At 74.1% G+C, this 23,406-nt stretch carries 22 protein-coding genes and 2 pseudogenes; 18 read left to right on the forward strand and 6 right to left on the reverse strand.

The window, feature by feature from the left end:
* Positions 1 to 44: 44 nt before the first annotated feature.
* The 7 genes and pseudogenes from MRQ36_RS18300 to MRQ36_RS18330 all read left to right on the forward strand — a co-directional run bounded on the left by MRQ36_RS18300 (position 45) and on the right by MRQ36_RS18330 (position 7,593).
* Positions 45 to 1,013: an aldo/keto reductase gene (locus MRQ36_RS18300; RefSeq protein WP_242797108.1), complete on the forward strand. Its 969-nt coding sequence runs from the start codon at positions 45 to 47 to the stop codon at positions 1,011 to 1,013.
* 5 nt (positions 1,014 to 1,018) lie between these two features.
* Entirely contained in the window at positions 1,019 to 1,516 is a 498-nt protein-coding gene (locus MRQ36_RS18305; RefSeq protein WP_242797110.1) for a hemerythrin domain-containing protein, read from the forward strand.
* 71 nt (positions 1,517 to 1,587) lie between these two features.
* Positions 1,588 to 2,871 (forward strand): sensor histidine kinase, encoded by a 1,284-nt coding sequence (locus MRQ36_RS18310; RefSeq protein WP_374250383.1) that lies wholly within the window; start codon positions 1,588 to 1,590, stop codon positions 2,869 to 2,871.
* Complete coding sequence (locus MRQ36_RS18315) at positions 2,868 to 3,518, forward strand: response regulator transcription factor (protein WP_242797114.1); 651 nt, start codon at positions 2,868 to 2,870, stop codon at positions 3,516 to 3,518. The genes MRQ36_RS18310 and MRQ36_RS18315 overlap by 4 nt, the downstream gene beginning before the upstream one ends.
* A 51-nt stretch (positions 3,519 to 3,569) precedes the next feature.
* Positions 3,570 to 5,050 (forward strand): annotated as a pseudogene (locus MRQ36_RS18320) (magnesium chelatase).
* A gap of 2 nt (positions 5,051 to 5,052) precedes the next feature.
* A pseudogene (locus MRQ36_RS18325) lies at positions 5,053 to 7,004 on the forward strand (VWA domain-containing protein).
* Between the two features lie 112 nt (positions 7,005 to 7,116).
* The gene (locus tag MRQ36_RS18330) at positions 7,117 to 7,593 is read left to right on the forward strand and encodes a hypothetical protein (RefSeq protein ID WP_242797115.1); all 477 of its coding nucleotides are present in this window, start codon (positions 7,117 to 7,119) and stop codon (positions 7,591 to 7,593) included.
* Positions 7,594 to 7,636: 43 nt separating this feature from the next.
* On the opposite strand, the gene MRQ36_RS18335 is transcribed toward MRQ36_RS18330, so the two are convergent.
* The gene (locus MRQ36_RS18335; protein ID WP_242797116.1) at positions 7,637 to 8,620 is read right to left on the reverse strand and encodes a GlxA family transcriptional regulator; all 984 of its coding nucleotides are present in this window, start codon (positions 8,618 to 8,620) and stop codon (positions 7,637 to 7,639) included.
* 52 nt (positions 8,621 to 8,672) lie between these two features.
* Between MRQ36_RS18335 and MRQ36_RS18340 the strand changes: the two genes are divergently transcribed.
* A complete protein-coding gene (locus MRQ36_RS18340) occupies positions 8,673 to 9,980 on the forward strand; it encodes an MFS transporter (protein WP_242797117.1) in 1,308 nt (435 codons plus the stop codon).
* A 34-nt stretch (positions 9,981 to 10,014) separates the two neighbouring features.
* On the opposite strand, the gene MRQ36_RS18345 is transcribed toward MRQ36_RS18340, so the two are convergent.
* Positions 10,015 to 10,740 (reverse strand): RICIN domain-containing protein, encoded by a 726-nt coding sequence (locus tag MRQ36_RS18345; RefSeq protein ID WP_242797118.1) that lies wholly within the window; start codon positions 10,738 to 10,740, stop codon positions 10,015 to 10,017.
* 58 nt (positions 10,741 to 10,798) lie between these two features.
* Complete coding sequence (locus MRQ36_RS18350) at positions 10,799 to 11,083, reverse strand: DUF427 domain-containing protein (protein WP_242797119.1); 285 nt, start codon at positions 11,081 to 11,083, stop codon at positions 10,799 to 10,801.
* 130 nt (positions 11,084 to 11,213) lie between these two features.
* Between MRQ36_RS18350 and MRQ36_RS18355 the strand changes: the two genes are divergently transcribed.
* The 4 genes from MRQ36_RS18355 (at position 11,214) to MRQ36_RS18370 (ending at position 15,438) form a co-directional block, all read left to right on the forward strand.
* Positions 11,214 to 12,596, forward strand: a complete 1,383-nt coding sequence (locus MRQ36_RS18355; protein WP_242797121.1) for an FAD-binding oxidoreductase — start codon at positions 11,214 to 11,216, stop codon at positions 12,594 to 12,596.
* A complete protein-coding gene (locus MRQ36_RS18360; protein WP_242797123.1) occupies positions 12,593 to 13,936 on the forward strand; it encodes a class I SAM-dependent methyltransferase in 1,344 nt (447 codons plus the stop codon). The genes MRQ36_RS18355 and MRQ36_RS18360 overlap by 4 nt, the downstream gene beginning before the upstream one ends.
* A gap of 97 nt (positions 13,937 to 14,033) precedes the next feature.
* Positions 14,034 to 14,594 (forward strand): helix-turn-helix domain-containing protein, encoded by a 561-nt coding sequence (locus MRQ36_RS18365; RefSeq protein WP_242797125.1) that lies wholly within the window; start codon positions 14,034 to 14,036, stop codon positions 14,592 to 14,594.
* Positions 14,587 to 15,438 carry an SRPBCC domain-containing protein gene (locus MRQ36_RS18370; protein WP_242797126.1) on the forward strand — a complete coding sequence of 284 codons (852 nt, stop codon included), beginning with the start codon at positions 14,587 to 14,589 and terminating at the stop codon, positions 15,436 to 15,438. The genes MRQ36_RS18365 and MRQ36_RS18370 overlap by 8 nt, the downstream gene beginning before the upstream one ends.
* Before the next feature lie 55 nt (positions 15,439 to 15,493).
* Here the strand turns inward: MRQ36_RS18370 and MRQ36_RS18375 are convergent, their stop codons facing one another.
* From MRQ36_RS18375 to MRQ36_RS18385, 3 genes are all read right to left on the reverse strand, one after another.
* Positions 15,494 to 15,868 carry a VOC family protein gene (locus MRQ36_RS18375; RefSeq protein WP_242797128.1) on the reverse strand — a complete coding sequence of 125 codons (375 nt, stop codon included), beginning with the start codon at positions 15,866 to 15,868 and terminating at the stop codon, positions 15,494 to 15,496.
* A gap of 214 nt (positions 15,869 to 16,082) precedes the next feature.
* Positions 16,083 to 17,285, reverse strand: coding sequence for an RNA polymerase sigma factor (locus tag MRQ36_RS18380; protein ID WP_242797130.1), 1,203 nt, complete (start codon positions 17,283 to 17,285; stop codon positions 16,083 to 16,085).
* Positions 17,286 to 17,615, reverse strand: a complete 330-nt coding sequence (locus MRQ36_RS18385) for a YciI family protein (RefSeq protein WP_242797132.1) — start codon at positions 17,613 to 17,615, stop codon at positions 17,286 to 17,288. It abuts the gene before it with no gap.
* A gap of 123 nt (positions 17,616 to 17,738) precedes the next feature.
* On the opposite strand from MRQ36_RS18385, the gene MRQ36_RS18390 reads away from it, so the two are divergent.
* The 6 genes from MRQ36_RS18390 (at position 17,739) to MRQ36_RS18415 (ending at position 23,259) form a co-directional block, all read left to right on the forward strand.
* The gene (locus tag MRQ36_RS18390) at positions 17,739 to 17,972 is read left to right on the forward strand and encodes a zinc-ribbon domain-containing protein (RefSeq protein ID WP_242797134.1); all 234 of its coding nucleotides are present in this window, start codon (positions 17,739 to 17,741) and stop codon (positions 17,970 to 17,972) included.
* Between the two features lie 2 nt (positions 17,973 to 17,974).
* Complete coding sequence (locus MRQ36_RS18395; RefSeq protein WP_242797136.1) at positions 17,975 to 18,151, forward strand: hypothetical protein; 177 nt, start codon at positions 17,975 to 17,977, stop codon at positions 18,149 to 18,151.
* A gap of 101 nt (positions 18,152 to 18,252) precedes the next feature.
* Positions 18,253 to 19,329 carry a hypothetical protein gene (locus MRQ36_RS18400; RefSeq protein ID WP_242801210.1) on the forward strand — a complete coding sequence of 359 codons (1,077 nt, stop codon included), beginning with the start codon at positions 18,253 to 18,255 and terminating at the stop codon, positions 19,327 to 19,329.
* Positions 19,326 to 20,903 carry a hypothetical protein gene (locus MRQ36_RS18405; protein ID WP_242797138.1) on the forward strand — a complete coding sequence of 526 codons (1,578 nt, stop codon included), beginning with the start codon at positions 19,326 to 19,328 and terminating at the stop codon, positions 20,901 to 20,903. The genes MRQ36_RS18400 and MRQ36_RS18405 overlap by 4 nt, the downstream gene beginning before the upstream one ends.
* Positions 20,904 to 20,947: 44 nt before the next feature.
* Positions 20,948 to 21,586 (forward strand): class I SAM-dependent methyltransferase, encoded by a 639-nt coding sequence (locus MRQ36_RS18410; RefSeq protein WP_242797140.1) that lies wholly within the window; start codon positions 20,948 to 20,950, stop codon positions 21,584 to 21,586.
* Positions 21,587 to 21,699: 113 nt separating this feature from the next.
* The gene (locus tag MRQ36_RS18415) at positions 21,700 to 23,259 is read left to right on the forward strand and encodes a glycosyl hydrolase (protein ID WP_242797142.1); all 1,560 of its coding nucleotides are present in this window, start codon (positions 21,700 to 21,702) and stop codon (positions 23,257 to 23,259) included.
* Positions 23,260 to 23,406: the final 147 nt, after the last annotated feature.

Genomic DNA, 23,406 nt, shown 5'->3' on the forward strand with positions numbered 1-23,406 from the left:
CGGTTCGGGCGTGCCGTGGTGGTCCGCCGGGTAGCTTCGAGGCCATGCGATTCGTCCCGCTCGACACCCCCAAGCCCATTTCCAAGATCGGTCTCGGCACCTGGCAGTTCGGCTCGCGGGAGTGGGGTTACGGCCCCGACTACGAGCACCGGGCGGCGGAGATCGTCCGGCGCGCGCTCGACCTCGGCGTCACCCTCTTCGACACCGCCGAGCTGTACGGCTTCGGCCGCAGCGAGCGGATCCTCGGTGCGGCGCTCGCTGACGACCGGGCCAAGGTGGTCGTGGCCAGCAAGATCTTCCCGGTGCTCCCGGTCGCCCCGGTGGTGCAGCAGCGCGCGGTCGCCTCCGCCGCCCGGCTCGGCGTCAGCAGCATCGACCTCTATCAGGTGCACCAGCCGAACCCGGTGGTCGCGGACACCACCACGATGCGCGGCATGCGGGCCCTCCAGGATGTCGGGCTGGTCGGCGAGGTCGGCGTCAGCAACTACAACCTGCGCCGGTGGCGGTTCGCCGAGGCCGCGCTGGGCCGCCGGGTGCTCAGCAACCAGGTCCGCTACAGCATGATCGACCGCGGTCCGGAGGAGGACCTGATCCCGTACGCGGAGCAGGCGGGCCGGATCGTCATCGCGTACAGCCCGCTCGCGCAGGGCTTCCTCTCCGGCCGGTACGACGCGACGAACCCGCCGAGCGGGGCGGTGCGCCGGGCCAACCCGTACTTCCTGCCGGTGAACCTGGAGCGGGGCACCGAACTGATCGCCACCCTGCGCGAGGTGGCCGACGCGCACGACGCCACGCCCAGCCAGATCGCGCTGGCCTACCTGCTGCACCACCCGAACGTGGTGGCCATCCCCGGCGCCTCCAGCGTGGAGCAGATGGAGCGCAACGCCGCCGCCGCCGAGATCGACCTGGCCGACGACGAGTACGCCACCCTCGCCGCCGCCGCGCGCCGGTTCCGTCCGGTCACCGGGCTGGCCGCCGTGCCGAAGCTGATCCGCGCCCGGACCGGGAGGTGACCACGATGGACGACATCACCGCGCTGATCCTCGACGACCACGCCGCCTTCCGGCGCGGCTTCGCCCGGCTCGACGATGCCCGGGACGACGCGGAGCTGCTGGCGATCTGGGAGGCGCTCAGCCTGCACCTGGACGTCCACGCCGAGGCGGAGGAGGCGATCCTCTATCCGCACCTGGTGAAGCACGGCGACGACGGCGCCGACGAGACCGAGGACGCGATCGGCGACCACAACAAGATCCGCGACGCGATCGCCGAGTCGAAACGGCACCCGGTCGGCTCGGACGAGTGGTGGGCGGCGGTCTGGACGGCCCGCCGGGAGAACAGCGAGCACCTGGCCGAGGAGGAGGACGAGGCGCTGCCCGACTTCCGCCGGCACGCCGGGGTGGAGCTGCGCGCCGAGCTGGGGGCGCGCTGGCTGCGCTTCTACGGCGAGCACCGCAACGGCCGCAATCTGTCCTTCTCCGACAAGGACCCGGCGGGTTACGTGGCCGACCACCGCTGACGTTCGTCGGCGGCGGGATCTCCCCGGTGTGGGGGAGTCGGGCGGGCCGGGGTCGGCGGGAGAATGGCGGGGTGACGGTTCGGGGGGTGCTGGCGCCGCTGGTGCGGGGAAGTACGTGGCGACGGGCCGTGTTCCTGCTGCTCGGCGGGGTGCTCCTGCTGCCGTACGCGCTGCTGGCGGCGGCCTTCGGGCAGTTGCTGACCAACGAGGACGTCCCCGGGCCGCTGGCCACCGGCCTGCTGCTGGTGGCCGCGGTGCTCGCGGTGGTGCCGGTCTTCCTGGCGGGCAGCCGGGCGCTGGAGGTCGCCGCCGCGCGGGCCCTGCTCGACGTCGACCTGCCGGAGCCGGCGCCCGGTCACCGGCCGGACCGGGAGACCCGGCTGCGGTCCGCCCTCTGGATCGCCCTGCACCTGGTCACCGGGGGGCTGGTGCTCTTCGGGGCGATCAGCGCGTTCCCGATGGCGCTGGTCTTCATCGCGCGGCAGTTCGGCCTGGACACCGGGCCGCCGGAGGCGGTCGGGGTCGGCCCGCTGCTCGACCACGGTCCGCGCTGGACGGCGCTGGTCGGGGTGGTGCTGCTGGTCGCGCTGGGCTACGCGGTCGCCGGGCTGGGCGCGCTGGCCGCCTCCATGGCGCCGGTGCTGCTCGGCCCGTCGCAGGCGGAGCGGATCGCCGCCCTGGAGGCCCGGGCGACCCGGCTCGCCGAACGGAACCGGCTCGCCCGGGAGCTGCACGACTCCGTCGGGCACGCGCTGACCGTGGCCACCCTCCAGGCCGCCGCGGCCCGGGAACTGCTGGACGCGGATCCCGAGTTCGCCCGTCGGGCGCTGCGCGCGATCGAGGAGACCAGCCGGCACGCCATGGACGACCTGGACCACGTGCTGGGGCTGCTCCGGGAGACCGACGGCGGCGGCCGGGCGCGCGCCGGCACCGCACCGCAGCGCACCCTGGACCAGCTCGACCGGCTGGTCGCCGACACCCGGGCCGCCGGCCTGACCGTGGAGTCCCGGGTCAGCGGCCCGCTCGTGGCGCTGCCGGCGGCGGTGTCCCGGGAGGGCTACCGGATCGTGCAGGAGGGGCTCACCAACGCCGCCCGCTACGGTCGTGGCCCGGTGACGCTGCGGGTCGACGTACCCAGGCAGGAGCCGGCGGGGCCCGACGGGCGCGGCCGGTGGTTGGAGATCGAGCTGGTCAACGCGGTGCGCGGCGCGACCGGCCCGGGGCGCGGCGGACGTGGCCTGGACGGCATGCGGGAGCGGGTGCTGCTGCTCGGCGGGCGGATCAGCGCCGGCCCGGAGGGGGACCGCTGGCAGGTCCGGGTGCGGCTGCCGGTGGCCGGGAGGGAGATCGGGTGACCATCGACGTGCTGATCGTCGACGACGACGAGCTGATCCGGCTCGGGCTGCGGGCGATCATCGACGCCCAGCCCGACCTGCGGGTGGTCGGCGAGGGGGCCGACGGCGCGGAGGTGCCGCCGCTGGTGGCGAAGCTGCGCCCCCGGGTGGTGCTGATGGACGTGCGGATGCCGGCCATCGACGGCATCCAGGCCACCCGCCGGCTGCTGGCCACCTCCGCCGACCCGCCCAAGGTGCTGGTCGTCACCACCTTCGCCAACGACGAGTACGTCTATGAGGCGCTGCGCGCCGGCGCGAGCGGCTTCCTGCTGAAGCGGGCCCGGCCGGCCGAGGTGGTGGAGGCGGTCCGGGTGGTGGCGGCCGGCGACTCGCTGCTCTTCCCCGCCGCGATCCGGCAGCTCGTCGGCACGTACGGCGGGCGGGGCGGGGACGGGCTGCGCTCCGCGCGGCTCACCGAGCGGGAGGGGGAGGTGCTGCGGCTGATGGCCACCGGGCTGTCCAACACCGAGATCGCCGCCCGGCTGGTGGTCGGGGTGGAGACGGTGAAGACGCACGTCGGCAACGTGCTGGCCAAGCTGGGTGTCCGGGACCGCACCCAGGCGGTGATCGCCGCGTACGAGTCGGGCTTCGTGGTGCCCACCGGCTGAGTCGACGGCGAAACGGGCGGTTGCCCGGTGGGCCGCGCTAGCGTTGGCCGGGTGACTGCGCCCAACCAGGTTTCCCCGGTCCCGCCCGCCGACCTGCCCGGCACGCTCGGCGAGCTGCGGGCGTCCGGCCACCGCTACCGGACGGTCAAGGCTGAGCTCCGCGACAACCTCCTCGCCCGGATGCGTTCCGGCGAGGACCGCTTCCCCGGCATCGTCGGCTACGACGACTCCGTGCTGCCCGAGGTCGAGCGGGCCCTGCTCGCCGGCCACGACATGGTGCTGCTCGGCGAGCGCGGCCAGGGCAAGACCCGGCTGATCCGCTCGCTCGGCGCGCTGCTCGACGAGTGGACCCCGGTCATTCCCGGCTCGGTGCTCAACGAGCACCCGATGCACCCGCTCACCCCGGCGTCGCTGGCGCTGGTCACCGAGGCCGGCGACGACCTGCCGATCGGCTGGTTGCACCGGTCGATGCGGTACGGCGAGAAGCTCGCCACCCCGGACACCAGCGTCGGTGACCTGATCGGTGACGTCGACCCGATCCGGATCGCCCAGGGGCGTACCCTCGGCGACCCGGAGACCATCCACTTCGGACTGGTGCCGCGCACCAACCGGGGCATCTTCGCCGTCAACGAGCTGCCCGACCTGGCCGAACGCATCCAGGTGGCGCTGCTCAACGTGCTGGAGGAGCGGGACATCCAGGTCCGCGGCTACCAGCTGCGGCTGCCGCTGGACCTGCTCCTGGTGGCCAGCGCCAACCCGGAGGACTACACCAACCGGGGCCGGATCATCACCCCGCTCAAGGACCGCTTCGGTGCGGAGATCCGCACCCACTACCCGGTCGACCTCGACCTGGAGCTGGCGCTGATCCGGCAGGAGGCCGACCTGGTCGCCGAGGTGCCCGAGCACGTGCTGGAGGTGCTGGCCCGGTTCGCCCGCGCGGTCCGCGAGTCGCCGTCGGTGGACCCGCGTTCCGGCGTCTCCGCCCGTTTCGCCATCGCCGCCGCCGAGACGGTCGCCGCCGCCGCGCTGCGCCGCGCCGGCCTGCTCGCCGGCGCGTCGGCGGCCGGCGGCTCGGCGGCCGGTGCCGGCGACTCCGGGGTACGCCCGGAGGCGGCGGTGGCCGGGTCGGCGACGCCGTCTCGGTGACCTCCACGCTGCGCGGCAAGGTGGAGTTCGAGAGCGGCGAGGAGGGGCGGGAGATCGAACTCCTCGCCCACCTGCTGCGTACCGCCACCGCGGAGACGTTCCTGGCCCGGCTGGCCGGCCTGGACCTGTCCGGGTTCACCGGGCTGGTCGCCGAGGGCGCGGTGATCGAGACCGGGGAGCTGGTGCCGGCGGCCGAGCTGCTGCGCCAGGTCGGCCCGGTGCCCGGGCTGGCCAAGGTGCTCGACCGGCTCGGGATGGGCGACGCGCCCACCCCCGACGAGGCCGCCGCCGGGATCGAGTTCGTGCTGGAAGGACTGCACCTGACCCGCCGGCTCGGCAAGGACGTCACCGAGACCGGGCGCACCGTCTACGGCGGCCGGGGCTGACCATGGCCGGCAACCGGTTCCGGTACGGCCAGTGGCGCGGCGGCCCCGACCCGCTCGCCCCGCCGTACGACGTGCGGGCCGCCGTCGACGCGGTCGGGGCGGAGGTGCTGAACGGCGGCAGCCTCCGCGAGGCGCTGCGCGACCTGCTGCGGCGGGGTCCGCAGGGGCGGGCGGCCTCGACGAGCTGGCCGCCCGGGCCCGCCGGATGCGCCGCGAGGCGTTGCGCCGGGGCGACCTGGACGGCGCGGTGACCCGGGCCCGGGCCCTGCTCGACCAGGCGCTGGCCGCCGAGCGGGACGAGCTGCGCGGGCGCGACGGCGACGACGCCCGGTTCGCCGAGGCGGTGCTGGACAACCTGCCCCGCTCCACGGCCCGGGCGGTCGAGGAGCTGTCCGGTTACCAGTGGGCCAGCGACGAGGCCCGGCAGACGTACCAGCGGATCCTCGACGGGCTCCGCGGCGAGGTGCTGGAGCAGCGCTTCGCCGGCCTGCGGGACGCGGCCCGCGCGGCCGGTGACCCGGCGGTGCAGCGGCAGCTCGCCGAGATGATGCGGGACCTCAACGACCTGCTGGCCCGGCACGCCCGCGCCGAGGACACCACGGACGCGTTCGCCGAGTTCATGCGCCGGCACGGCGAGTTCTTCCCCGAGCAGCCGAGGAACGTCGACGAGCTGGTCGACGTGCTGGCCCGCCGGGCGGCGGCCGGGGAGCGGCTGATGCGGTCGCTGTCGGACCGGCAGCGGGAGGAGCTGGCCGGGCTGATGCGCCAGTCGCTGGGCGAGGGGCTGGCCGGTGAGCTGTCCGCGCTCGACGCGCACCTGCGCTCGCTGCGCCCCGACCTGAACTGGCAGCGCGGCGAGCGGGTCCGCGGTGACCAGCCGCTCGGCTACGGGGAGGCGACCGGCGCGCTCGGCGAGATCGCCGAGCTGGACGAGCTGCTGGACGCCCTGGACCCGGACCGGTCCGGGGGCACCCTGGACGACGTCGACGTGGACGCGGTGGCCCGGACTTTGGGCCGGGACGCCGCCGACGACGTACGCCGGTTGCGGGAGCTGGAGCGGGAGCTGCGCCGGCAGGGCTGGGTGAGCCGGGACGCGGACGGGCTGACGCTCAGCCCGAAGGCGCTGCGCCGGCTCGCCGGCACGGCGCTGCGCCGGGTCTTCGCCGACCTGACCGCCGGTCCGCGCGGCCAGCACGACCTGCGCTCGGCGGGTGCCGCCGGCGAGGTCAGCGGGGCGTCCCGGCCCTGGGAGTACGGCGACGAGCAGCCCCTCGACGTGGTGCGCACGCTCACCCGCGCGGTCCGCCGTGCCGGCCCCACCGTGCCGGTGCAGCTCGCGGTCGACGACTTCGAGGTGGTGGAGACCGAGCGGCGGGCGTCGGCGGCGGTGGCGCTCTGCGTGGACCTGTCGTACTCGATGGTGTCGCAGGGGCGCTGGGGGCCGATGAAGCAGACGGCGCTCGCGCTGTCGCACCTGGTGGCGACCCGGTTCCCGCAGGACGCGTTGCAGATCGTCGGCTTCGGTCGGGAGGCGGTGCCGCTGACCCAGCAGGAGCTGGCGGCGGTCGAGCCGGACATGGAGCAGGGCACCAACCTGCAGCACGCGCTGCGGCTGGCCGGCCGGCACCTGCGCCGGCACCCGGGCGCGGAGCCGGTGGTCCTGGTCGTCACCGACGGTGAGCCGACCGCGCACCTGGACCCGGAGGACGGCGAGGCGTACTTCCACTGGCCGCCGCTGCGGGAGACGATCGAGGCGACCGTCCACGAGGTGGACAAGCTGACCCGCTTCGGTGCCACGCTCAACCTCTTCATGCTCGGCGACGACCCCGGCCTGCGCCGCTTCGTGGACGCGGTGGCCCGCCGCTCCAAGGGCCGCGTCTTCACCCCCGACCTCGACGACCTCGGCGAGTACGTCGTCTCGGACTACCTCCGCGCCCGCCACGGCCGCCGCTGACCCCTTCCCCGTCGATCATGAAGTTGTGGTCGTGGACGAATGCTGCCCATCCGGGTGAATCGGGTGCCGTAACTCCATGATCGACGGGGGCGGGCGGGGTTCACTGCGTGGCATGGAGAGCGGGGAGTTGCGGCGGGCGTACGACCGGGTGTTCGCCGAGGTGGACGGGGGCGGGTTCGGGCCGCCGGCCGAGGGGGAGTTGAGCGCGGAGCAGGTGGTGGCGCACCTGGCCGCCAACGACGAGCTGATGAGCGAGGCGACCGAGGCGGTGCTGGCCGGGTCGCCGTTCGCGTACTACGACCTGGAGACGATCCACCGTCCGCAGCTCGACGCGCTGGTGTCGGAGTGCGGTGGGCTGGACGGGCTGGCCGCCCTGCTCCGGGCGACCAGCCAGAAGCTCTGCGCGCTCACCGAGCGGCTCGGCGCGGCGGCGGAGACCCCGGTGGACACGGTGCTGCGCGAGGGCTTCGACCTGGACGTCGACGACTCGCTGCCCTGGGGTCGGGTGCTGGACCTGCACACCCGCGTCCACCTGCCGATGCACCTGGCCCAGCTGCGCGCCCTGCGCCGTCACCCCCACCCGGCCTGACCTCGTACGGTGTCGACCGCACGCCCGGGCGGGTCCGGGCGGATCAGGCGTGGCGGAAGGTGCGGCGGTAGGTGGCGGGGGCGACGCCGACCCGCTGGTGGAAGTGTTGGCGCAGGGCGGCGGTGGTGCCGAAGCCGCAGCGGTGGGCCACCTGGTCGACGGTCAGGTCGGTGGTCTCCAGCAGCAGCCGGGCCTGGTCGGTGCGCTGCCCGAGCAGCCACTGCGCCGGGCTCAGGCCGGTCTCGGCGCGGAAGTGCCGGGTGAAGGTGCGGACGCTCATCCGGGCGTGGGCGGCGAGGTCGCGCAGCGCGATCGGCTCGTGCAGCCGCTGCCGCGCCCACTCCCGGGTGGCGGCGGTGCCGGTCTCCGCGGCCCGGGGCACGGGGCGTTCGATGTACTGGGCCTGCCCGCCGTCCCGCCACGGTGGCACCACGCAGCGGCGGGCCGCCCGGTTGGCGACCTCGCTGCCGTGGTCGGTGCGGACGACGTGCAGGCAGAGGTCGATGCCGGCGGCCACGCCGGCCGAGGTGAGCACGCCGTCGTCGACGAAGAGCACGTCGGGGTCCAGGTCGACGTCCGGGTGCAGGCGACGGAACAGCTTGGCGTACGCCCAGTGGGTGGTGGCGCGGCGGCCGGTGAGCAGCCCGGCGGCGGCCAGCACGAAGGCGCCGGTGCAGATCGACATGATCCGGGTGCCCCGCTCGTGGGCCGCCCGCAGCGTCGCCGTGACGGCCGGGTCGACGGTGCCGTCGAAGCCGGGTGAGCCGGCGTGCACCCCCGGCACGATCACCGTGTCGGCGGTCCCGACGAGTTCCAGGCCGTGGTCGGGGAGCACCCGGTAGCCGCCGGTGCTGCGGATCGGCCGGCCGCCCACGGTGCAGGTGGCGACGGTGTAGAGGGGCTGGAGGTCGGCGGTGCGGGCGGCGCCGAAGACCTGGCTGGGGGTGCCGAGGTCCAGGCCGACCACCTGGTCGACGGCGAGCACCGCGATCCGGTGCGGGACGGTCATGGCCCGATTATTGCGCATGATGGCTTTCCGGCCACTCGTCGGTCCGGCCCGGCGGCCCGAGACTCGGACCGTGACCCGAAACCGTCGCCTCCACCCGGCCTGGACCGTCGCCGCTGTCGCCTTCGTCGCGCTGGTCGGCGCGGCCGGCTTCCGTGCCACGCCGGGCGTCCTGCTGCACCCGCTGCACGCCGAGTTCCGCTGGCCGCTGGCCACCATCTCCGCCGCCGTCTCGGTCAACCTCCTGCTGTACGGGTTGACCGCCCCCTTCGCCGCCGCGCTGATGGACCGCTTCGGCATCCGCCGGGTGGTGGCCGCCGCGCTGGTGCTGGTCTCCCTCGGCAGCGGCCTGACCGTGTTCATGACCGCGAGCTGGCAGCTGATCCTCTGCTGGGGCGTCCTGGTGGGGCTGGGCACCGGCTCGATGGCGCTGGCCTTCGTGGCGACCGTCACCGGCCGCTGGTTCGTGGCCCGGCGCGGCCTGGTGACCGGGGTGCTGACCGCGGGCGGGGCGGCGGGCCAGCTGGTCTTCCTGCCCCTGCTGGCGGTGCTGGTCCGCGACCACGGCTGGCGGGTGGCGGCGCTCGCCGTGGCCGGGGCCGCGCTGGCGGTCGTACCCCTGGTGGGGTGGCTGCTGCGCGAGCACCCGGCGGACCTGGGGTTGCCCGCCTACGGCGCGACCGAGGTGACGCCGGCGCCGCCGCCGGCCGGCGGGGCGGCGGGCCGGGCGCTCGGCGCGCTGGCCGTCGCCGCCCGGACCCGGCCGTTCTGGCTGCTGGCCGGCGGCTTCGCGATCTGCGGCGCGACCACCAACGGCCTGGTCGGCACCCACTTCGTGCCGGCCGCGCACGACCACGGCATGCCGGAGACCACCGCGGCCGGGCTGCTCGCCCTGGTCGGGCTCTTCGACATCGCCGGCAGCGTCCTGTCCGGCTGGCTCACCGACCGGGTGGACAGCCGGCTGCTGCTCGGCGGCTACTACACGCTGCGTGGTGCGTCGCTGCTGGTGCTGCCCGGCCTCTTCGCCGGCACCGCCCGGCCGAGCATGCTGGTCTTCATGGTCTTCTACGGCCTGGACTGGGTGGCCACCGTGCCGCCGACGGTGGCGCTGTGCCGGGAGTACTTCGGGGCGTCAGGGGCGGTGGTCTTCGGCTGGGTCTTCGCCGCCCACCAGTTCGGCGCGGCGATCGCCGCCACCGGTGCCGGGCTGGTCCGCGACCGGCTCGGCGACTACGCCCTGGCCTGGTACGCGGCGGGTGCCCTGTCGATCGGCGCGGCCGGGCTCTCGCTGCTGCTGCTCCGCCGCCGGGGCGGCGTCGCGCCGACGCCGGTCGCGCTGCCGGTCACCGTCGGCCGGCGGGCGTGGAGCTACCGGGGCTGAACGGGCCGGCGCCGAGTCGGCCGGGGCGCACCGGTCAGCCGAGCGCCCACTGCTGCTCGGGCGCGCCCGAGCAGGGCGCCTGTTCGAGCACGGAACCGGGCTCGGTGCCGGCCTCGTGGACCTGGGCGCACTTGCCGCTGTGCCCGGCGACCAGCAGCACCGGCCCGGCCCCGGTCGGGGTGAGCCGCCACTGCTGGTTGGGCTGGCCGTTGCAGGACCACTGCTGCACGGCCACCCCGTCGTCGGCGCGCTGCCCGTCGACGTCCAGGCACTTGCCGCTGGCCGCGTTGGTCAACGTCCACACGTCGGGGGCGACCGGGTTCGCCACCCACTGCTGCTCCGGCCCGCCGGTGCAGGGGGCGAGGGCCGCGTCGGCACCCTCCGGGTCGTCGGCGGTCACCCCGACGCAGAGCCCGGAGGCGGCGGCCCGGAACACCTTCGGGCCGGCCACCGGGGCCGCCGCGGTGGTCGCGGCGGGGGTCGGTGACGGCTCGGCGGGGGTGGTCGGTGCCGCCTCGGTGGTCGCGGGCGTGGCCGGCTCGCTGCTCACCGGGGTGGGCGCGGCCGCCGCCGGCAGCACCGGTTGGTCGCCGCCGCCACCCAGCACCCCGGTGGCGAAGAAGAGCCCCAGCAGTACGCCGGCCACGGCGACGCCCAGCGCGATCCGCAGCAGCGGGTCACCCGCCCGCCCGGGGCGGGCCGCCGGGCGGGCGCCGTACACGGTGCCGGGCGGGTCGGTGCGCGGCTCGGGATCGGGCATGGTGGCATCCTCACCCACCGCGACGGTCGATCGCCAGTCGCCCCGCGCCGGGGGTGGCTCAGTCGACGACCCGGACGTCCTTCCAGAACGCCACCCGGTCGCGTACCTGCTCCGCCTCGGGCTTCGGGTCCGGGTAGTACCAGACGGCGTCCTCGCTGGTCTTCCCGTCGTGGGTCAGGGAGTGGTACGACGCGGTGCCCTTCCAGGGGCAGACGGTGTGCGTCGCGGAGTCGGTGATCAGGTCGGCGCGCAGGGCCGAGCGGGGGAAGTAGTGGTTCCCCTCCACCAGCACGGTGTCGTCGCTCTCGGCGATGACCAGGTCGTTCCAGACGGCTTTCGGCATGCCTCCACGCTATGCCGCGCACGCCCGGCCCCGCCACACCCCGATCCACCGCCGCTGACCCGGCGACACGTCACGGAACGGCCAGCGTGGAGGGCCTGCCGATCGGCTGGTGTCGGCGTAAGGTCAGCTCATGCGTGCTGTCCGTGATCATGAGCGGGCGGTGGACACACTGCGTCGCTCGTACGCCGCGGTGCCCGCCGGGGAGCCCGTGCGGTTGGCCAAACGCACCTCGAACCTGTTCCGCCCGAGATCGGCGCCGAGCGCCCCCGGGTTGGACGTCAGTGGCCTCACCGGGGTGCTCGACGTCGACCCGGCCGCCCGCACGGCGGACGTGCAGGGCATGTGCACCTATGAGGACCTGGTCGACGCGACCCTCCGGCACGGGCTGATGCCGCTGGTGGTGCCGCAGTTGCGCACCATCACGCTGGGCGGCGCGGTGACCGGGCTGGGCATCGAGTCGACGTCGTTCCGCAACGGCCTGCCGCACGAGTCGGTGCGCGAGATGGACATCCTCACCGGGGCGGGTGAACTGCTCACCGTCCGGCCGGAGGGCGAGCACGCCGACCTGTTCCGGGCCTTTCCCAACTCGCTGGGCAGCCTCGGCTACGCCACCCGGCTGCGCATCGAGCTCCAGCCGGTGCGCCGCCACGTGGCGCTGCGCAACATCCGCTTCACCCGGTTGGAGGAGTTGGTCGACGCGATCCGCGACGTGGTCGCCAAGGGGGAGTGGGCGGGCGAGCCGGTCGACGCGATGGACGGGGTGGTGTTCAGCCCCGGCGAGGCCTACCTCGTGCTCGGCGGTTTCAGCGACGAGGCGGAGCGGCCGAGCGACTACACCGGCCAGGACATCTACTACCGCTCGCTGCGCCGGCGCACCCGGGACGTGCTGACCACGTACGACTATCTGTGGCGCTGGGACACCGACTGGTTCTGGTGCTCGGCGGCGTTCGGGGTGCAGCACCCGGTGGTCCGCCGGCTCTGGCCGGCGCGCTGCCGGCGCAGCGACTTCTATCACCGGCTGGTCCGGCTGGAGCACCGGCACCAGGTGGCCGCCCGGATCGACCGGATGCGCGGCCGGCCCGCCCGGGAGCGGGTGGTGCAGGACGTGGAGATCCCGCTCGACGGCACCGCCGACTTCCTGCGCTGGTTCGACAAGCACGTCGGGATGACCCCGGTCTGGCTCTGCCCGTTGCGGCTGCGCGAGCCGGCCGGTCCGGGATCCGCCCGGGCCTGGCCGCTATATCCGCTGCAACCAGGCGAAACGTATGTGAACATCGGCTTCTGGGGAAGCGTGCCGATCGCTGAGGGCGCCGCCGACGGCGACGTCAACCGGACCATCGAGCGCGCGGTGTCGGAGGCGGGCGGACACAAGTCGCTCTATTCCGACGCGTACTACGACCGTGCGGCGTTCGACCGGCTCTACGGCGGCGAGACGTGGCGCGCGGTGAAGGACCGTTACGACCCGGACCACCGGCTCACCGGACTCTATGAAAAGGCGGTAGCGCGGCAATGAGCCTGATCGACCGTGAACAGGGGGCGGCGGACGCCCCGTCCGGCCCGCCGGCGGGAGGCCGGCGTACGGGACCGACCGTGGCGGACGTGGTCCGCGCGGTGACCACCGGCGCGTTGCCGGTCCGGGTGACGGGATACGACGGCAGCGCCGTCGGCCCGGCCGACGCCGGGATCACCCTGTCGATCCGCTCCGAGCGGGGCCTGTCCTATCTGCTCACCGCCCCCGGCGACCTCGGCATGGCCCGCGCGTACGTCAGCGGTGACCTCGGCCTGGACGGCGTGCACCCGGGTGACCCGTACGAGGCGTTGCGGGTGCTCAAGGACGAGATGCCGCTGCGGATGCCGCCGGTGGCCGAGGCGCTGGCCCTGGTGAAAGGGCTCGGCTGGGAGCGGCTGATGCCGCCGCCGCCCCCGCCGCAGGAGGCGCTGCCGCGCTGGAAGCGGGTGATGAACGGGCTGCGCCACTCGCGTACCCGGGACAGCACGGCGATCTCGCACCACTACGACGTCTCGAACGCCTTCTACGAGAAGGTGCTCGGCCCGTCCATGACGTACACCTGCGCGGTCTTCCACTCGCCGGAGGACACCCTGGAGCAGGCGCAGCGCGCCAAGTACGACCTGGTGGCGAACAAGTTGGCGCTGAAGCCGGGGATGCGGCTGCTCGACGTGGGCTGCGGCTGGGGCGGCATGGTCCGGCACGCCGCCCGGGAGTACGGCGTGAAGGCGCTGGGGGTGACCCTGTCGAAGGCGCAGGCGCAGTGGGCGCAGGCGGCCATCGAGCGGGAGGGCCTGGCCGAGCTGGCCGAGGTGCGTCACCTGGACTACCGGGACGCGCCCCGCGAGCGGTTCGACGCGATCTCCTCGATCGGGTTGACCGAGCACATCGGGGTGCGCAACTATCCGGCCTACTTCGGGGCGTTGCGGGAGCGGTTGAAGCCGGGCGGCCGGCTGCTCAACCACTGCATCACCCGGGCCGACAACCGGGCCCCGCACCGCTCCGGCGCGTTCATCGACCGGTACGTCTTCCCGGACGGCGAGCTGGCCGGGCCGGGTCGGCTGATCAGCGAGGTGCACGACGCCGGCCTGGAGGTGCACCACGAGGAGAACCTGCGGCAGCACTACGCGCTGACCCTGGCGGGCTGGTGCCGCAACCTGGTCGAGCACTGGGACTTCTGCGTGGGCGAGGTGGGCCCCGGGACCGCCCGGGTGTGGGGCCTCTACATGGCGGGTTCGCGGATGGCGTTCGAACGCAACGGCATCCAGCTGCACCAGGTGCTCGCCACCCGGAACGGCCCGGACGGGGTGAACGGCTATCCGCTGCGTCCCGACTGGACGCCCTGACCCGCACGGCAAGCCGCACGAAAGGCCGCGCGACCGGCGCGGCCTTTCGTCGATCCCATTGACAAAGAAGTTTTGTACGTACAAACTTGTTTTTGCCATGAGAGACGTCCTGTACCTGGAAGAACGTGCGCAGGCCGAGACCCTGCTCAAGCCGCAGCGGATCGAGGTGCTGCGGCAGCTCGCCGAGCCCCGCACCTGCACCGAGGTCGCCGCCCGGCTGGACCAGACGCCGCAACGCGTCTACTACCACGTCAAGCAGCTGGTCGCCGCCGGTCTGGCCGAGCAGGTGTCGGCGCGCCAGGTGCGCGGCATCAGCGAGGGCATCTACCAGGCCGTCGCCCGGTCGTACTGGCTCTCGCCCCGGCTCGTCGGCCGGCTCGGCGGGGACCGGCGGATGCGCGACGAGTTGAGCCTCGGTCACCTGCTGGACCTCATGGAGGAGGTCCAGGCGGACGTCGCCGCCCTCGACCGCACCGCCCCGGAGCTGCCGTCGATCGGCGTCTCCGGGGAGATCCGGGTGCCCGCCGAGCGGCGGCAGGAGTTCCTGCACGACCTGCAGTCGACGCTGCGGGACCTGTTCACCCGCTACGGGGGCGCCGAGGGGGACGCCTTCAAGCTCGCCGTGGCCTGCTACCCGAAAGGCGACACCGATGAGTGACCTGCTGACCTACCGCGCCCGGCTCGCCGCGCCGGCTGACGCCGTCCGGCGCGCCCTGACCGACCCGGGCGCGCTGCGCGTCTGGTTCGCCGAGCACGCCGAGGTCGAGCTGCCGCACCGGTACGAGTTCTGGGGGCGCTACACGCCCGAGGGTGACGCCCCGCACCAGCGCCTGCTCCACGCCGACGAGCGGATACTGCGGTTCGCCTGGCTGCTCGACGGGGTGGAGACCACCAGCGAGCTGGAGCTGACCCCGGCGGGGGAGAGCACCGAGCTGACCCTGCGGCAGAGCCACTACGTCTTCGCCGAGGCGATGGACGGCAGCAGCATCCGCGGCGTGCTGCAGACCTTCTGGGCGCTGTCGATCGCCAACCTCGCCGCCCACCTGGAGGGCCGGACGCTGCTGCCGCGTACCGACTTCACCTCGGCCGACCTGCGCGGCGAGCTGCTGATCGACGCGCCGGTGGACCGGGTGTGGACCTCGCTGACCGACTCCGAGCAGGCCAGCGCCTGGTTCGGCTACCCGATCGGCATCGAGCCCTGGGTCGGCGGCCGGTACGCCATGGGCGGCTTCGAGGCCGGCTACGCCGCCAAGGTGATCGACCTGGAGCCGGGCCGCCGGATGTCCGTCGACTGGGGACCCGTCGGGGTCAGCAGCTGGGAGCTGGACGGGTCCGACGGGAAGACCCGGCTGACCTTCGTGCAGAGCGGCTTCGACGAGGACAACCCGCCGTACGCGTCGTGGTGCGGGTCGGTGGCCGGCCTGTCCGAGCTGCGCCGCTTCCACGAGATGGCCGACTGGCAGCCGATCTGGCTCGCGGTCGAGATGCCCGCCGGGGCCTGACCCGACCGCCCGGTCCCTGCCGCCGGTGTCGTTCCGCCGGCAGGGACCGTGCCGGTCAGAGGTAGGGCCGGGTGATCAACTCGATGGCGTGTCCCGCCGGGTCCTTGAAATAGACGCCCCGGCCGCCGTGCTCGTCGTTGATCTCACCGGGGCGGCGCATCTGCGGATCGGCCCAGTGCGTGACGCCACCCGCCCGCAGCCGTTCGTAGGCCCGGTCGAACAACTCGTCGTCGATCAGGAAGGCGTAGTGCTGCATCTGGATCTCCACCGGCGGCTCGGCGAACTGCAGCAGCGTGCCGTCGTCGAGCTGGATGTTGGTGAAGGGACCCCAGGACGGCGCCGCCGGAAGCTCCAGCAGCTCACGGAAGAACCGGGCCGATTCCTCGCGGTCCTTCGAGGCGATGATGGTGTGGTTTAAGCTGACTGTCATTCGGCTGACCTCGCTGTGCGAACGGAACAGGGACTCGGGCAGGGGCGAGTCGCTGCGGAGGTCCGCGTGCCGTACGACGGGGACGCCGGGTCGGCGTCCGGTGGCGGATCAGCCGTCCACCGGGTCACCGATCCGTGCGTGGCGGGAAGCCGGTCCGGTGTTCACGGCGCGAGTCTAGCCGGCACCGCGCCGGTCGGGGGTCCCGTGCGGACGGTCAGCCGGACAGGTCGGCGGCCCGGCGGAGCAGGGCCCGACGCTCCGGTTCGGAGCGCACCGCCCCGGCCGCCGCCCGGAACAGGGCCACGCCACGAGCGCGGTCACCGAGGCGGGCGGTCAGCTCGGCCTCGGCAGCCAGCGCCGGGGGATAGTCGTCGAGCGCGCCCCCGCTGCGGGCCTCGGCGAGCAGGGCCAGCCCCGGCCCGGGCCCGTACGCGTAACCGTGGGCGACGGCGCGGTTGAGGCGTACCACCGAGGTCGGGCGGAGCCGGGCCAGCTCGTCGTAGCAGCGGGCGATCACCGGCCAGTCGGTGGCCTCGGCGGTCGGGGCGGTGGCGTGGCAGGCGGCGATCCGGGCCTGGAGGCCGTACGGGCCGTGACCCGCCCGGTCCAGCAGGGTGACGGCCTCGGCGATCGTCGCCCGGTCCCAGCGGGAGCGGTCCTGTTCGTCGAGGGTGAGCAGGTCGCCGTCGCCGTCGCGGCGGGCGGCCCGGCGCGAGTCGTGCAGGAGGAAGAGCGCCAGTAGCCCGGTCACCTCCGGCTGGTCGGGCAGCAGCGTGTCGAGCAGCCGGGCCAGCCGGATCGCCTCGTCGGCGAAGGCGGGTTCGCCGTCGGCGTCGTACCCCCGGGTGAAGAGCAGGTAGAGCACGGCCAGGACGCCCGGCAGCCGCTCGACCAGCGCGGACCCGGTCGGCACCCGGTACGGTACGCCGGCCGCGGCGATCTTCGTCTTGGCGCGGGTGAGCCGGCGGGTCATGGTGGACTCGGCGACCAGGAACACCCGGGCGATGTCGGCGGTCGGCACGCCGGCCACCGTGCGCAGGGTCAGCGCCACCCGGGCCTGGAGGGCGAGCGCCGGATGGCAGCAGGTGAAGATGAGCCGGAGCCGGTCGTCCACCACGTCGCCTCCCGTCGGCGGCGGCTCGGGGTCGGTGAGCAGCGCCAGGTCGCGTAGCTTGCGGCGCTCGACGGCGGCCCGGCGCAGCACGTCCACCGCCCGGTTCCGGGCGGCCGTCATCAGCCAGCCACCCGGATTTCCCGGTACGCCGTCGCGGGGCCACCGTTCCAGCGCGGACGCCAGCGCCTCCTGGGCGCAGTCCTCGGCCAGCGTCCAGTCGCCGGTGACGCGGATCAGGGCGGCCACGATCCGCGGGTACGCCTCGGCACCCGCGTCGGCGACCGCCCCGGCCGCGTCGGTCATTCAGTCCTCCACCAGCGGGCGCAGCTCGATCCGGCCCGCGTACGCCATCGGGTGCGCGCGGGCCACCTCGATCGCCTCGTCCAGGTCGGCGCACTCGATCAGGTCGAAGCCCACGATCACCTCCTTCGTCTCGGCGAACGGCCCGTCGGTGAGCAGCAGCTCGTCGTCGCGTACCCGGACGGTGGTGGCCGCTTCCGGGGGCGCGAACCGGCTGCCGGTCAGCCGCTGGCCCCTGGCGTCCCGCTCGGCCACCCACTGCTCGATGTCCGGGGCGGCGTCCGGGTTCCGGTCCGGCTCGGTGTCCGTGCAGACCAACATCATGTACTTCATTCCGTCACTCCTCCGGTCGTGGTTCCATCCAGCCTGACGAACGGCGGCGGCGCATTCGGACAGCCGGCGGGTAGGGAAAAAATCGCAGGTGTCGTCCGGGCCCCGACGGGGTACTGCCGGGCGATGTTCTTCATCTTCGGGCTCCGGACCAAGGTCACCCAGTCCGGTGTCGTCACGCAGGTCTGCCGCAACTGCGGCAACCGGGCGGCGCAGGTCATCACCCGGCGGGCCACGAAGTTCAGCCTCTTCTTCATCCCGCTGATCCCGGTCCGGACCCGCTGGGCACAGCAGTGCACCTTCTGCGGCGCCCAGTACGACATCTCCCGTGCCGAGGCCGAGCGCCTCCCGGTCGGCTGAACATGGCCCGTTTCCTCTGCTGGCTGATCGGCCGCCAGCCGGTCACCCCGCCACCCGCCCCGGTGCACACGGTCTCCCGCCCGCCCTGCACCCCCGGCCGCCGCCACCGCCGCCGCACCCGCCCCACGGCGGGCGCCGGCTCCCCCCGCTCCCCCTGGAACCGCTCCGCCGGCCACTGACCCGCGCCCGTCGGCCCGGAGGTGAGAAGGGAACCCTTCTCTACCGTAGGCGTTAACAGGGGGCCCCTCCTTTCACAGCTAGGGTGGCGGGCGTGGTTGATGTGGGGGAGCGGCTGGCGGGGATCCGGGGTGGCGTGCCACCTCGGCGGCACAACGCCCGGACCATCGCCGCGCTGACCGGTAATCCCGGCTGCACCCGGCGGGCCGTGCTGGACAGCGCCGGGGTGGACAAGCCGAAGCTGGCCGAGCGGATCGGCTTCCCGGCCCGGTTCGGCCAGTCCCGCTTCGCCATCACCCGGGGCAACGCCTTCGAGGCGCAGGTGAAGGCCGACGGCGGTGCGGAGCTGCTGCGGCTGGTCGCGGAGCGGTTGGGCGTACCGGTGCCGGCGCGGGCGAGCTGGACCGACCTCGGCGGTGCCGACCTGGCGGACCGGCACGACCGGTCCCGCGCGGCGCTGACCGACGGCGGGGACGACGCGGCGCTCTTCGACCACCCGCTGCTCGGGCTGGAGGTGGCCGGCCGGCGGGTGCACCTGGAACCCGACCTGGTGGCCGCCCGGCTGGGCGGGCGCTTCCACGTCGTGGAGATCAAGTCGTTTCCGGTGATCGACGGGCAGGCCGACCCGGCGAAGGTCTCCGCCGCGGCCACCCAGTCGGCCGTCTATGTGCTGGCGCTGCGCGAGCTGCTCGCCGCCGCCGGCCGGGACCCGGAACTCGTCTCCCACGACGTGGTGCTGGTCTGCCCGCGTGACTTCGCCAACGAGCCGGTGGCCAGCCTGGTCGACGTGCGCAAACAGCTGCTGGTGCTGCGCCGCCAACTGGACCGGATGGCCCGGATCGACGACCTGCTCGACCGGGTGCCGGCGGAGTTCACCGCCGACCCGACCGCCGACCCGGCCACCCTGACCGCCGCGTTGCTCACCGTCGAGGCCCGCTACGCGCCGGACTGCCTGGCCGCCTGCGAGCTGGCGTACTTCTGCCGGCACGAGGCGCGCGGCCACACCACGGCGCTGGGCCGTCCGGTGCGGGAGGCGTTGGGCGGGATCGCCGACGTGGCCGAGGTGCTGGCGTTGGCCGGCGGCGAGCGCGCCGGAGAGCCGGAGCAGGGCGAGGCCGCCGCGCTGCTGCGCGCCGCCGCCCGGTTGCGCGCCGAGGCCATGACCGGAGACCCCGCATGAGTACGCTCCGCGCGCTCGCCAAGGCGCAGGCGGTCGCCGCCGGGGTGGCCCAGCCGGTCGCCACGGTCCGGCACCTGTGGCTGTCGGAACGGCCACTCGTGCTGGTCCCGCTCGCGATGGCCGGTGAGGCGAACGCCCCGCTGGCCGTCCTTGCCGGCGCGGCGCCCGACGAGGCGCGGCTGCTGATCGTGCCGCAGCCACGCAACCGGCAGCAGCGTTTCGCGTTCGCCGCCGAGCTGGCCGCGATCGTCCTGCCGTACCTGGACTCGTTCCGGAGCGTCACCGAGGCGGTGCCGGTGGACCGGGGCCGGGACGTCCGGCACCGGTACGTGGACGCGCCGCAGCTGCTGGTGCCGAACCCGGCCGGGATCGGTTTCCTGCGGCTGCTCGGCCGGTCGACCCGGTTCCGCCGCGCCGACGGCGACTATCCGGTGCACCCGTCGGTGCCGCTGCTGGGGCGTTGGCTGACCTTCTTCGCCGAGCGGGCCGAGCATCCGGGTTCGTCGGCGCTGCTGGCGATGACCGAGGCGCTGACCCTGCACTGGGCGACCGGGCAGAGCGCGGTGGAGGACCTGCACCTGCCGGCGCTGCTGGGCTGGCTCGACCCGCCGCCCGGGTTCACCGGCGCGCAGGCGGCGGCCCGGGCGGAGGACCCGTCGGTCTGCCCGCCCGCCGGTCCGGCCACCGACCCGGACTTCGACAACCGTCGGCTCGCCCCGGCCGTCGCCGCGTACGCGGACGCGGAGGACGACCCGGTGGCGCGGGCGGCGGCGTACGCGGAGCTGGAGGGCCTGCTGCGCGACCAGCTCGCGCCCACCTGGGAGCTGATGTGGCGCGGCGTGGGGTTGCTGCGTGCCCTGCCGCCCGGCGCCCGGGTGGCGGGCCGTTGGGACGGCGACCGGGACGCCTTCACCGGCTACGCGGAGCACGTCGACGCCGGTGGCGGCCCGCAGCCCCGCCGCGACGGTGCGGTCGCCGCCGCCGTGCGGCTGCACCGGCTGGAGCGGGCCCTCACCTCGTACGCCGTCCAGCGCGCCTACGACGATCCGCTGGTGATGGCCGAGCACCGGCTGACCGGGGAGGCGTTCGTCGGCGACGTGACGCTGGCCGACCCGAAGCGGGTGGACGACAGCGGCAAGCGTCCGGTGCTGCGCCCCCGCATCCAGGTGGTGACCACGGAACCGGTGGCGGTGCCGGTGGGGGCGACGCTGTATTCACCCACCCGGCCGGCGCAGAAGGCCCGGGTGGTCTTCCTGACCCCCGGCGCGGACGGCAAGACCGAGGTGGTGCTGGAGCTCTCCGGCGGGATGGGGCGCGGCCTGACCGCACCACCCGGCACGGTTCCCGAGGTGGGAGAGCGGCTCTGCTTCACCACCCTGTCGGACGCGTTCATGCCGGCGGGGAACTTCCCCGCGCCGGAGGAGACCCCGTGGACGCACGGCGGGCCGCCGGCCGCCGCCCCGGCACCGGACGCCGCCCTCGGGCCCGACGCCGCTGCGGCGTCGCCGGCCGCGCACGTCGACGTCCCGGTGGGGACCGGCGACGACGGTGATCCGGCGGAGGCGTGGGCCTGAGTCTCGGGCCGGTCCACGGTGGACCGGGCTGGCATCCTGGTCCGATGAGCGGTGACCACGACGGGGTGCGGCGCAGCTATGACACGGTGGCCGAGGAGTACCGGAGCCGGCTGGCCGACGAGCTGATCCACAAGCCGCTGGACCGGGCGTTGCTGGCGGCGTTGGTCGAGGAGGCCGGGTCGGCGGCGACGGTCGCCGATCTGGGCTGCGGCCCGGGGCACGTGACGGCCTGGCTGGCCGGGCGCGGGGTCCGGGCGGTGGGGATCGACCTGTCGCCGGGGATGGTCGCGGTGGCCCGCCGGTCGTGCCCGCAGGCGGAGTTCCGGGCGGGTGACCTGCTCCGGCTGCCCGCCGCGGACGGCGAGTTCGGCGCGGCGGTGGCGCTCTACTCGCTCATCCACCTGCACCCCGACGAGCTGCCCGCGGCCGGTGTCGAGCTGCGCCGGGTGTTGCGTCCCGGTGCGCCGCTGTTGGTCGCGGTCCACCTCGGCGACGAGGTGCGACACCTGGACGAGTGGTGGGGTCACCCGGTGGACGTGGACTTCCACTTCTTCGCGGCGGAGACGGTGGTCGCGGCGCTCACCGACGTGGGTTTCGCGGTCGAGGCCCGTCTGGAGCGGGTCAGTTATCCGCAGGAGGTGGCGACCCGCCGGCTCTACCTGCTCGTGCGTAACGCAGGGTAGTCGCAACAATGTATTTACATGCTTGAAACTTAATCGGTTCAGTAGTTCAGTGGGGGAGTGAACCGCGGCTCCCGGTAAGCCGTACCACCCACCCCCGACCCGAAAAGGTGACCATGCGAAGCAGAAGACTCCGCCTCGCGCTGAGCGCCGCAGCCACCGCCCTGGCCGCCGCCTCCGTCCTGACCGTCATCGGTCCCGCCGACGCGCACACCGTCACGCCGGCCAACACCAACGCCTCCGCCTCGACCAGGAGCGTGCTGAACTGGCTCGGGCACCTGCCCAACCGCAGCAGCAACCGGATCGCCTCCGGCTTCTTCGGCGGCTACAGCAACAGTGGCTTCTCGCTCAGCCAGACCGAGGAGCTCAAGTCCGCAACCGGTCAGTATCCGGCCATCCTCAGCTGCGACTACGGCTCCGGCTGGGCCACCAACAGCGACATCACCGCGCTGGTCGACTACTCCTGCAACTCCAGCCTGAAGTCCTGGTGGTCGAGCGGCGGCCTGGTCACCGTCAGCGTCCACTCGCCCAGCCCGGCCAACGCCAACGGTGGCGGGCTGAACACCGCGATGGGCAACTTCAGCGACCTGCTCAACCCGTCCACCGCCGCCGGGGCCCGCTGGCGGCAGCTCGAGGACAAGATGGCCGCCGGCCTCCAGGACCTGGAGAACGCCGGGGTGCCGGTGCTGTTCCGGCCGTTCCACGAGATGAACGGCGACTGGTTCTGGTGGGGCAACCGCGACCCCAACACCTTCAAGCAGGTGTGGCAGCAGATGTACACCTACTTCACCAGCACCAAGGGCCTGGACAACCTGATCTGGGTCTACTCCGCCGACTTCAGCCGCGGCAACCGCACCGCCTACTACGCGGGCGGCTCCTACGTGGACATCGTCGGCATGGACGCGTACGACGACAACCCGCAGGTCTCCGGCATCCAGTCCGCGTACAACGAGCTGGTCGGGCTGGGCAAGCCGTTCGCCTTCGCCGAGATCGGCCCGGACACCGCCGGCTCGTTCGACTACGGCAAGTGGGTCACCGCGTTCCAGCAGAGCTACCCGAAGACCAGCTACTTCCTGGCCTGGAACGACAGCTGGAGCCCGGCCCGCAACCAGGGCGCGAGCACGCTGTTCAACAACTCCTGGATCGCCAACCGGGGCGAGGTCGACCTCGGCAACGTCACCGAGCCCGGTGGTGGCGGCACCTCCAGCCCGCCCCCGCCGACCGGCGGCACCCTGCTCAACGGCTTCGAGTCCGGCACCGAGGGCTGGACCGGCACAGCAGTCACCGGCGGGCCGTGGCAGGTCAACGAGTGGGCGTCCCAGGGCACGTACTCGCTGAAGTCCGACGTCAACCTGGGCGCCGGGGCCGCCTACCTGAAGAAGACCGCCACCACCAGCCTCAGCGGGAAGACCACCCTGCGGGCCACCGCGCGGGTCGCCCCGTGGGGCAGCTTCGGCACCGGCAGCCAGGCCAAGCTGTACGTCAAGACCGGCACCGGCTGGCAGTGGTTCGACGGCGGGTCCGTCGCCGTCACCTCGTCCGGCGTCAACCTCTCGCTCAACCTGGGCGGGGTGGCCAACCTCGGTGACGTCCGCGAGATCGGCGTGCAGTTCGTCCCCGGCAGCGGGGCCGGCGGCACCTCCGCCGTCTACGTCGACAACGTGACCGTCCAGTAACGACACCGGAGGCCCGGTCCGGCACCGTCCCGCCGGGCCGGGCCTCCGTCGCTCCGTCTCCCGCCGTCCCCGACGAACGCACCCCTGCCCCGGACGCCGTGTCACCGCTCCCACCGGCACGGTGACGGGGGCTGACGGCCTCTGGCG

Source organism: Micromonospora sp. R77 (assembly GCF_022747945.1).
Lineage (GTDB): Bacteria > Actinomycetota > Actinomycetes > Mycobacteriales > Micromonosporaceae > Micromonospora.

What these genes read in the sequence shown, in the direction of transcription:
- MRQ36_RS18300 (WP_242797108.1), top strand. Translation starts at nt 45, where the DNA reads ATGCGATTCGTCCCGCTCGACACCCCCAAGCCCATTTCCAAGATCGGT.
- MRQ36_RS18305 (WP_242797110.1), top strand. Translation starts at nt 1,019, where the DNA reads ATGGACGACATCACCGCGCTGATCCTCGACGACCACGCCGCCTTCCGG.
- MRQ36_RS18330 (WP_242797115.1), top strand. Translation starts at nt 7,117, where the DNA reads ATGGAGAGCGGGGAGTTGCGGCGGGCGTACGACCGGGTGTTCGCCGAG.
- MRQ36_RS18335 (WP_242797116.1), bottom strand. Translation starts at nt 8,620, where the DNA reads ATGCGCAATAATCGGGCCATGACCGTCCCGCACCGGATCGCGGTGCTC.
- MRQ36_RS18345 (WP_242797118.1), bottom strand. Translation starts at nt 10,740, where the DNA reads ATGCCCGATCCCGAGCCGCGCACCGACCCGCCCGGCACCGTGTACGGC.
- MRQ36_RS18350 (WP_242797119.1), bottom strand. Translation starts at nt 11,083, where the DNA reads ATGCCGAAAGCCGTCTGGAACGACCTGGTCATCGCCGAGAGCGACGAC.
- MRQ36_RS18355 (WP_242797121.1), top strand. Translation starts at nt 11,214, where the DNA reads ATGCGTGCTGTCCGTGATCATGAGCGGGCGGTGGACACACTGCGTCGC.
- MRQ36_RS18360 (WP_242797123.1), top strand. Translation starts at nt 12,593, where the DNA reads ATGAGCCTGATCGACCGTGAACAGGGGGCGGCGGACGCCCCGTCCGGC.
- MRQ36_RS18365 (WP_242797125.1), top strand. Translation starts at nt 14,034, where the DNA reads ATGAGAGACGTCCTGTACCTGGAAGAACGTGCGCAGGCCGAGACCCTG.
- MRQ36_RS18370 (WP_242797126.1), top strand. Translation starts at nt 14,587, where the DNA reads ATGAGTGACCTGCTGACCTACCGCGCCCGGCTCGCCGCGCCGGCTGAC.
- MRQ36_RS18375 (WP_242797128.1), bottom strand. Translation starts at nt 15,868, where the DNA reads ATGACAGTCAGCTTAAACCACACCATCATCGCCTCGAAGGACCGCGAG.
- MRQ36_RS18380 (WP_242797130.1), bottom strand. Translation starts at nt 17,285, where the DNA reads ATGACCGACGCGGCCGGGGCGGTCGCCGACGCGGGTGCCGAGGCGTAC.
- MRQ36_RS18385 (WP_242797132.1), bottom strand. Translation starts at nt 17,615, where the DNA reads ATGAAGTACATGATGTTGGTCTGCACGGACACCGAGCCGGACCGGAAC.
- MRQ36_RS18390 (WP_242797134.1), top strand. Translation starts at nt 17,739, where the DNA reads ATGTTCTTCATCTTCGGGCTCCGGACCAAGGTCACCCAGTCCGGTGTC.
- MRQ36_RS18395 (WP_242797136.1), top strand. Translation starts at nt 17,975, where the DNA reads ATGGCCCGTTTCCTCTGCTGGCTGATCGGCCGCCAGCCGGTCACCCCG.
- MRQ36_RS18405 (WP_242797138.1), top strand. Translation starts at nt 19,326, where the DNA reads ATGAGTACGCTCCGCGCGCTCGCCAAGGCGCAGGCGGTCGCCGCCGGG.
- MRQ36_RS18410 (WP_242797140.1), top strand. Translation starts at nt 20,948, where the DNA reads ATGAGCGGTGACCACGACGGGGTGCGGCGCAGCTATGACACGGTGGCC.
- MRQ36_RS18415 (WP_242797142.1), top strand. Translation starts at nt 21,700, where the DNA reads ATGCGAAGCAGAAGACTCCGCCTCGCGCTGAGCGCCGCAGCCACCGCC.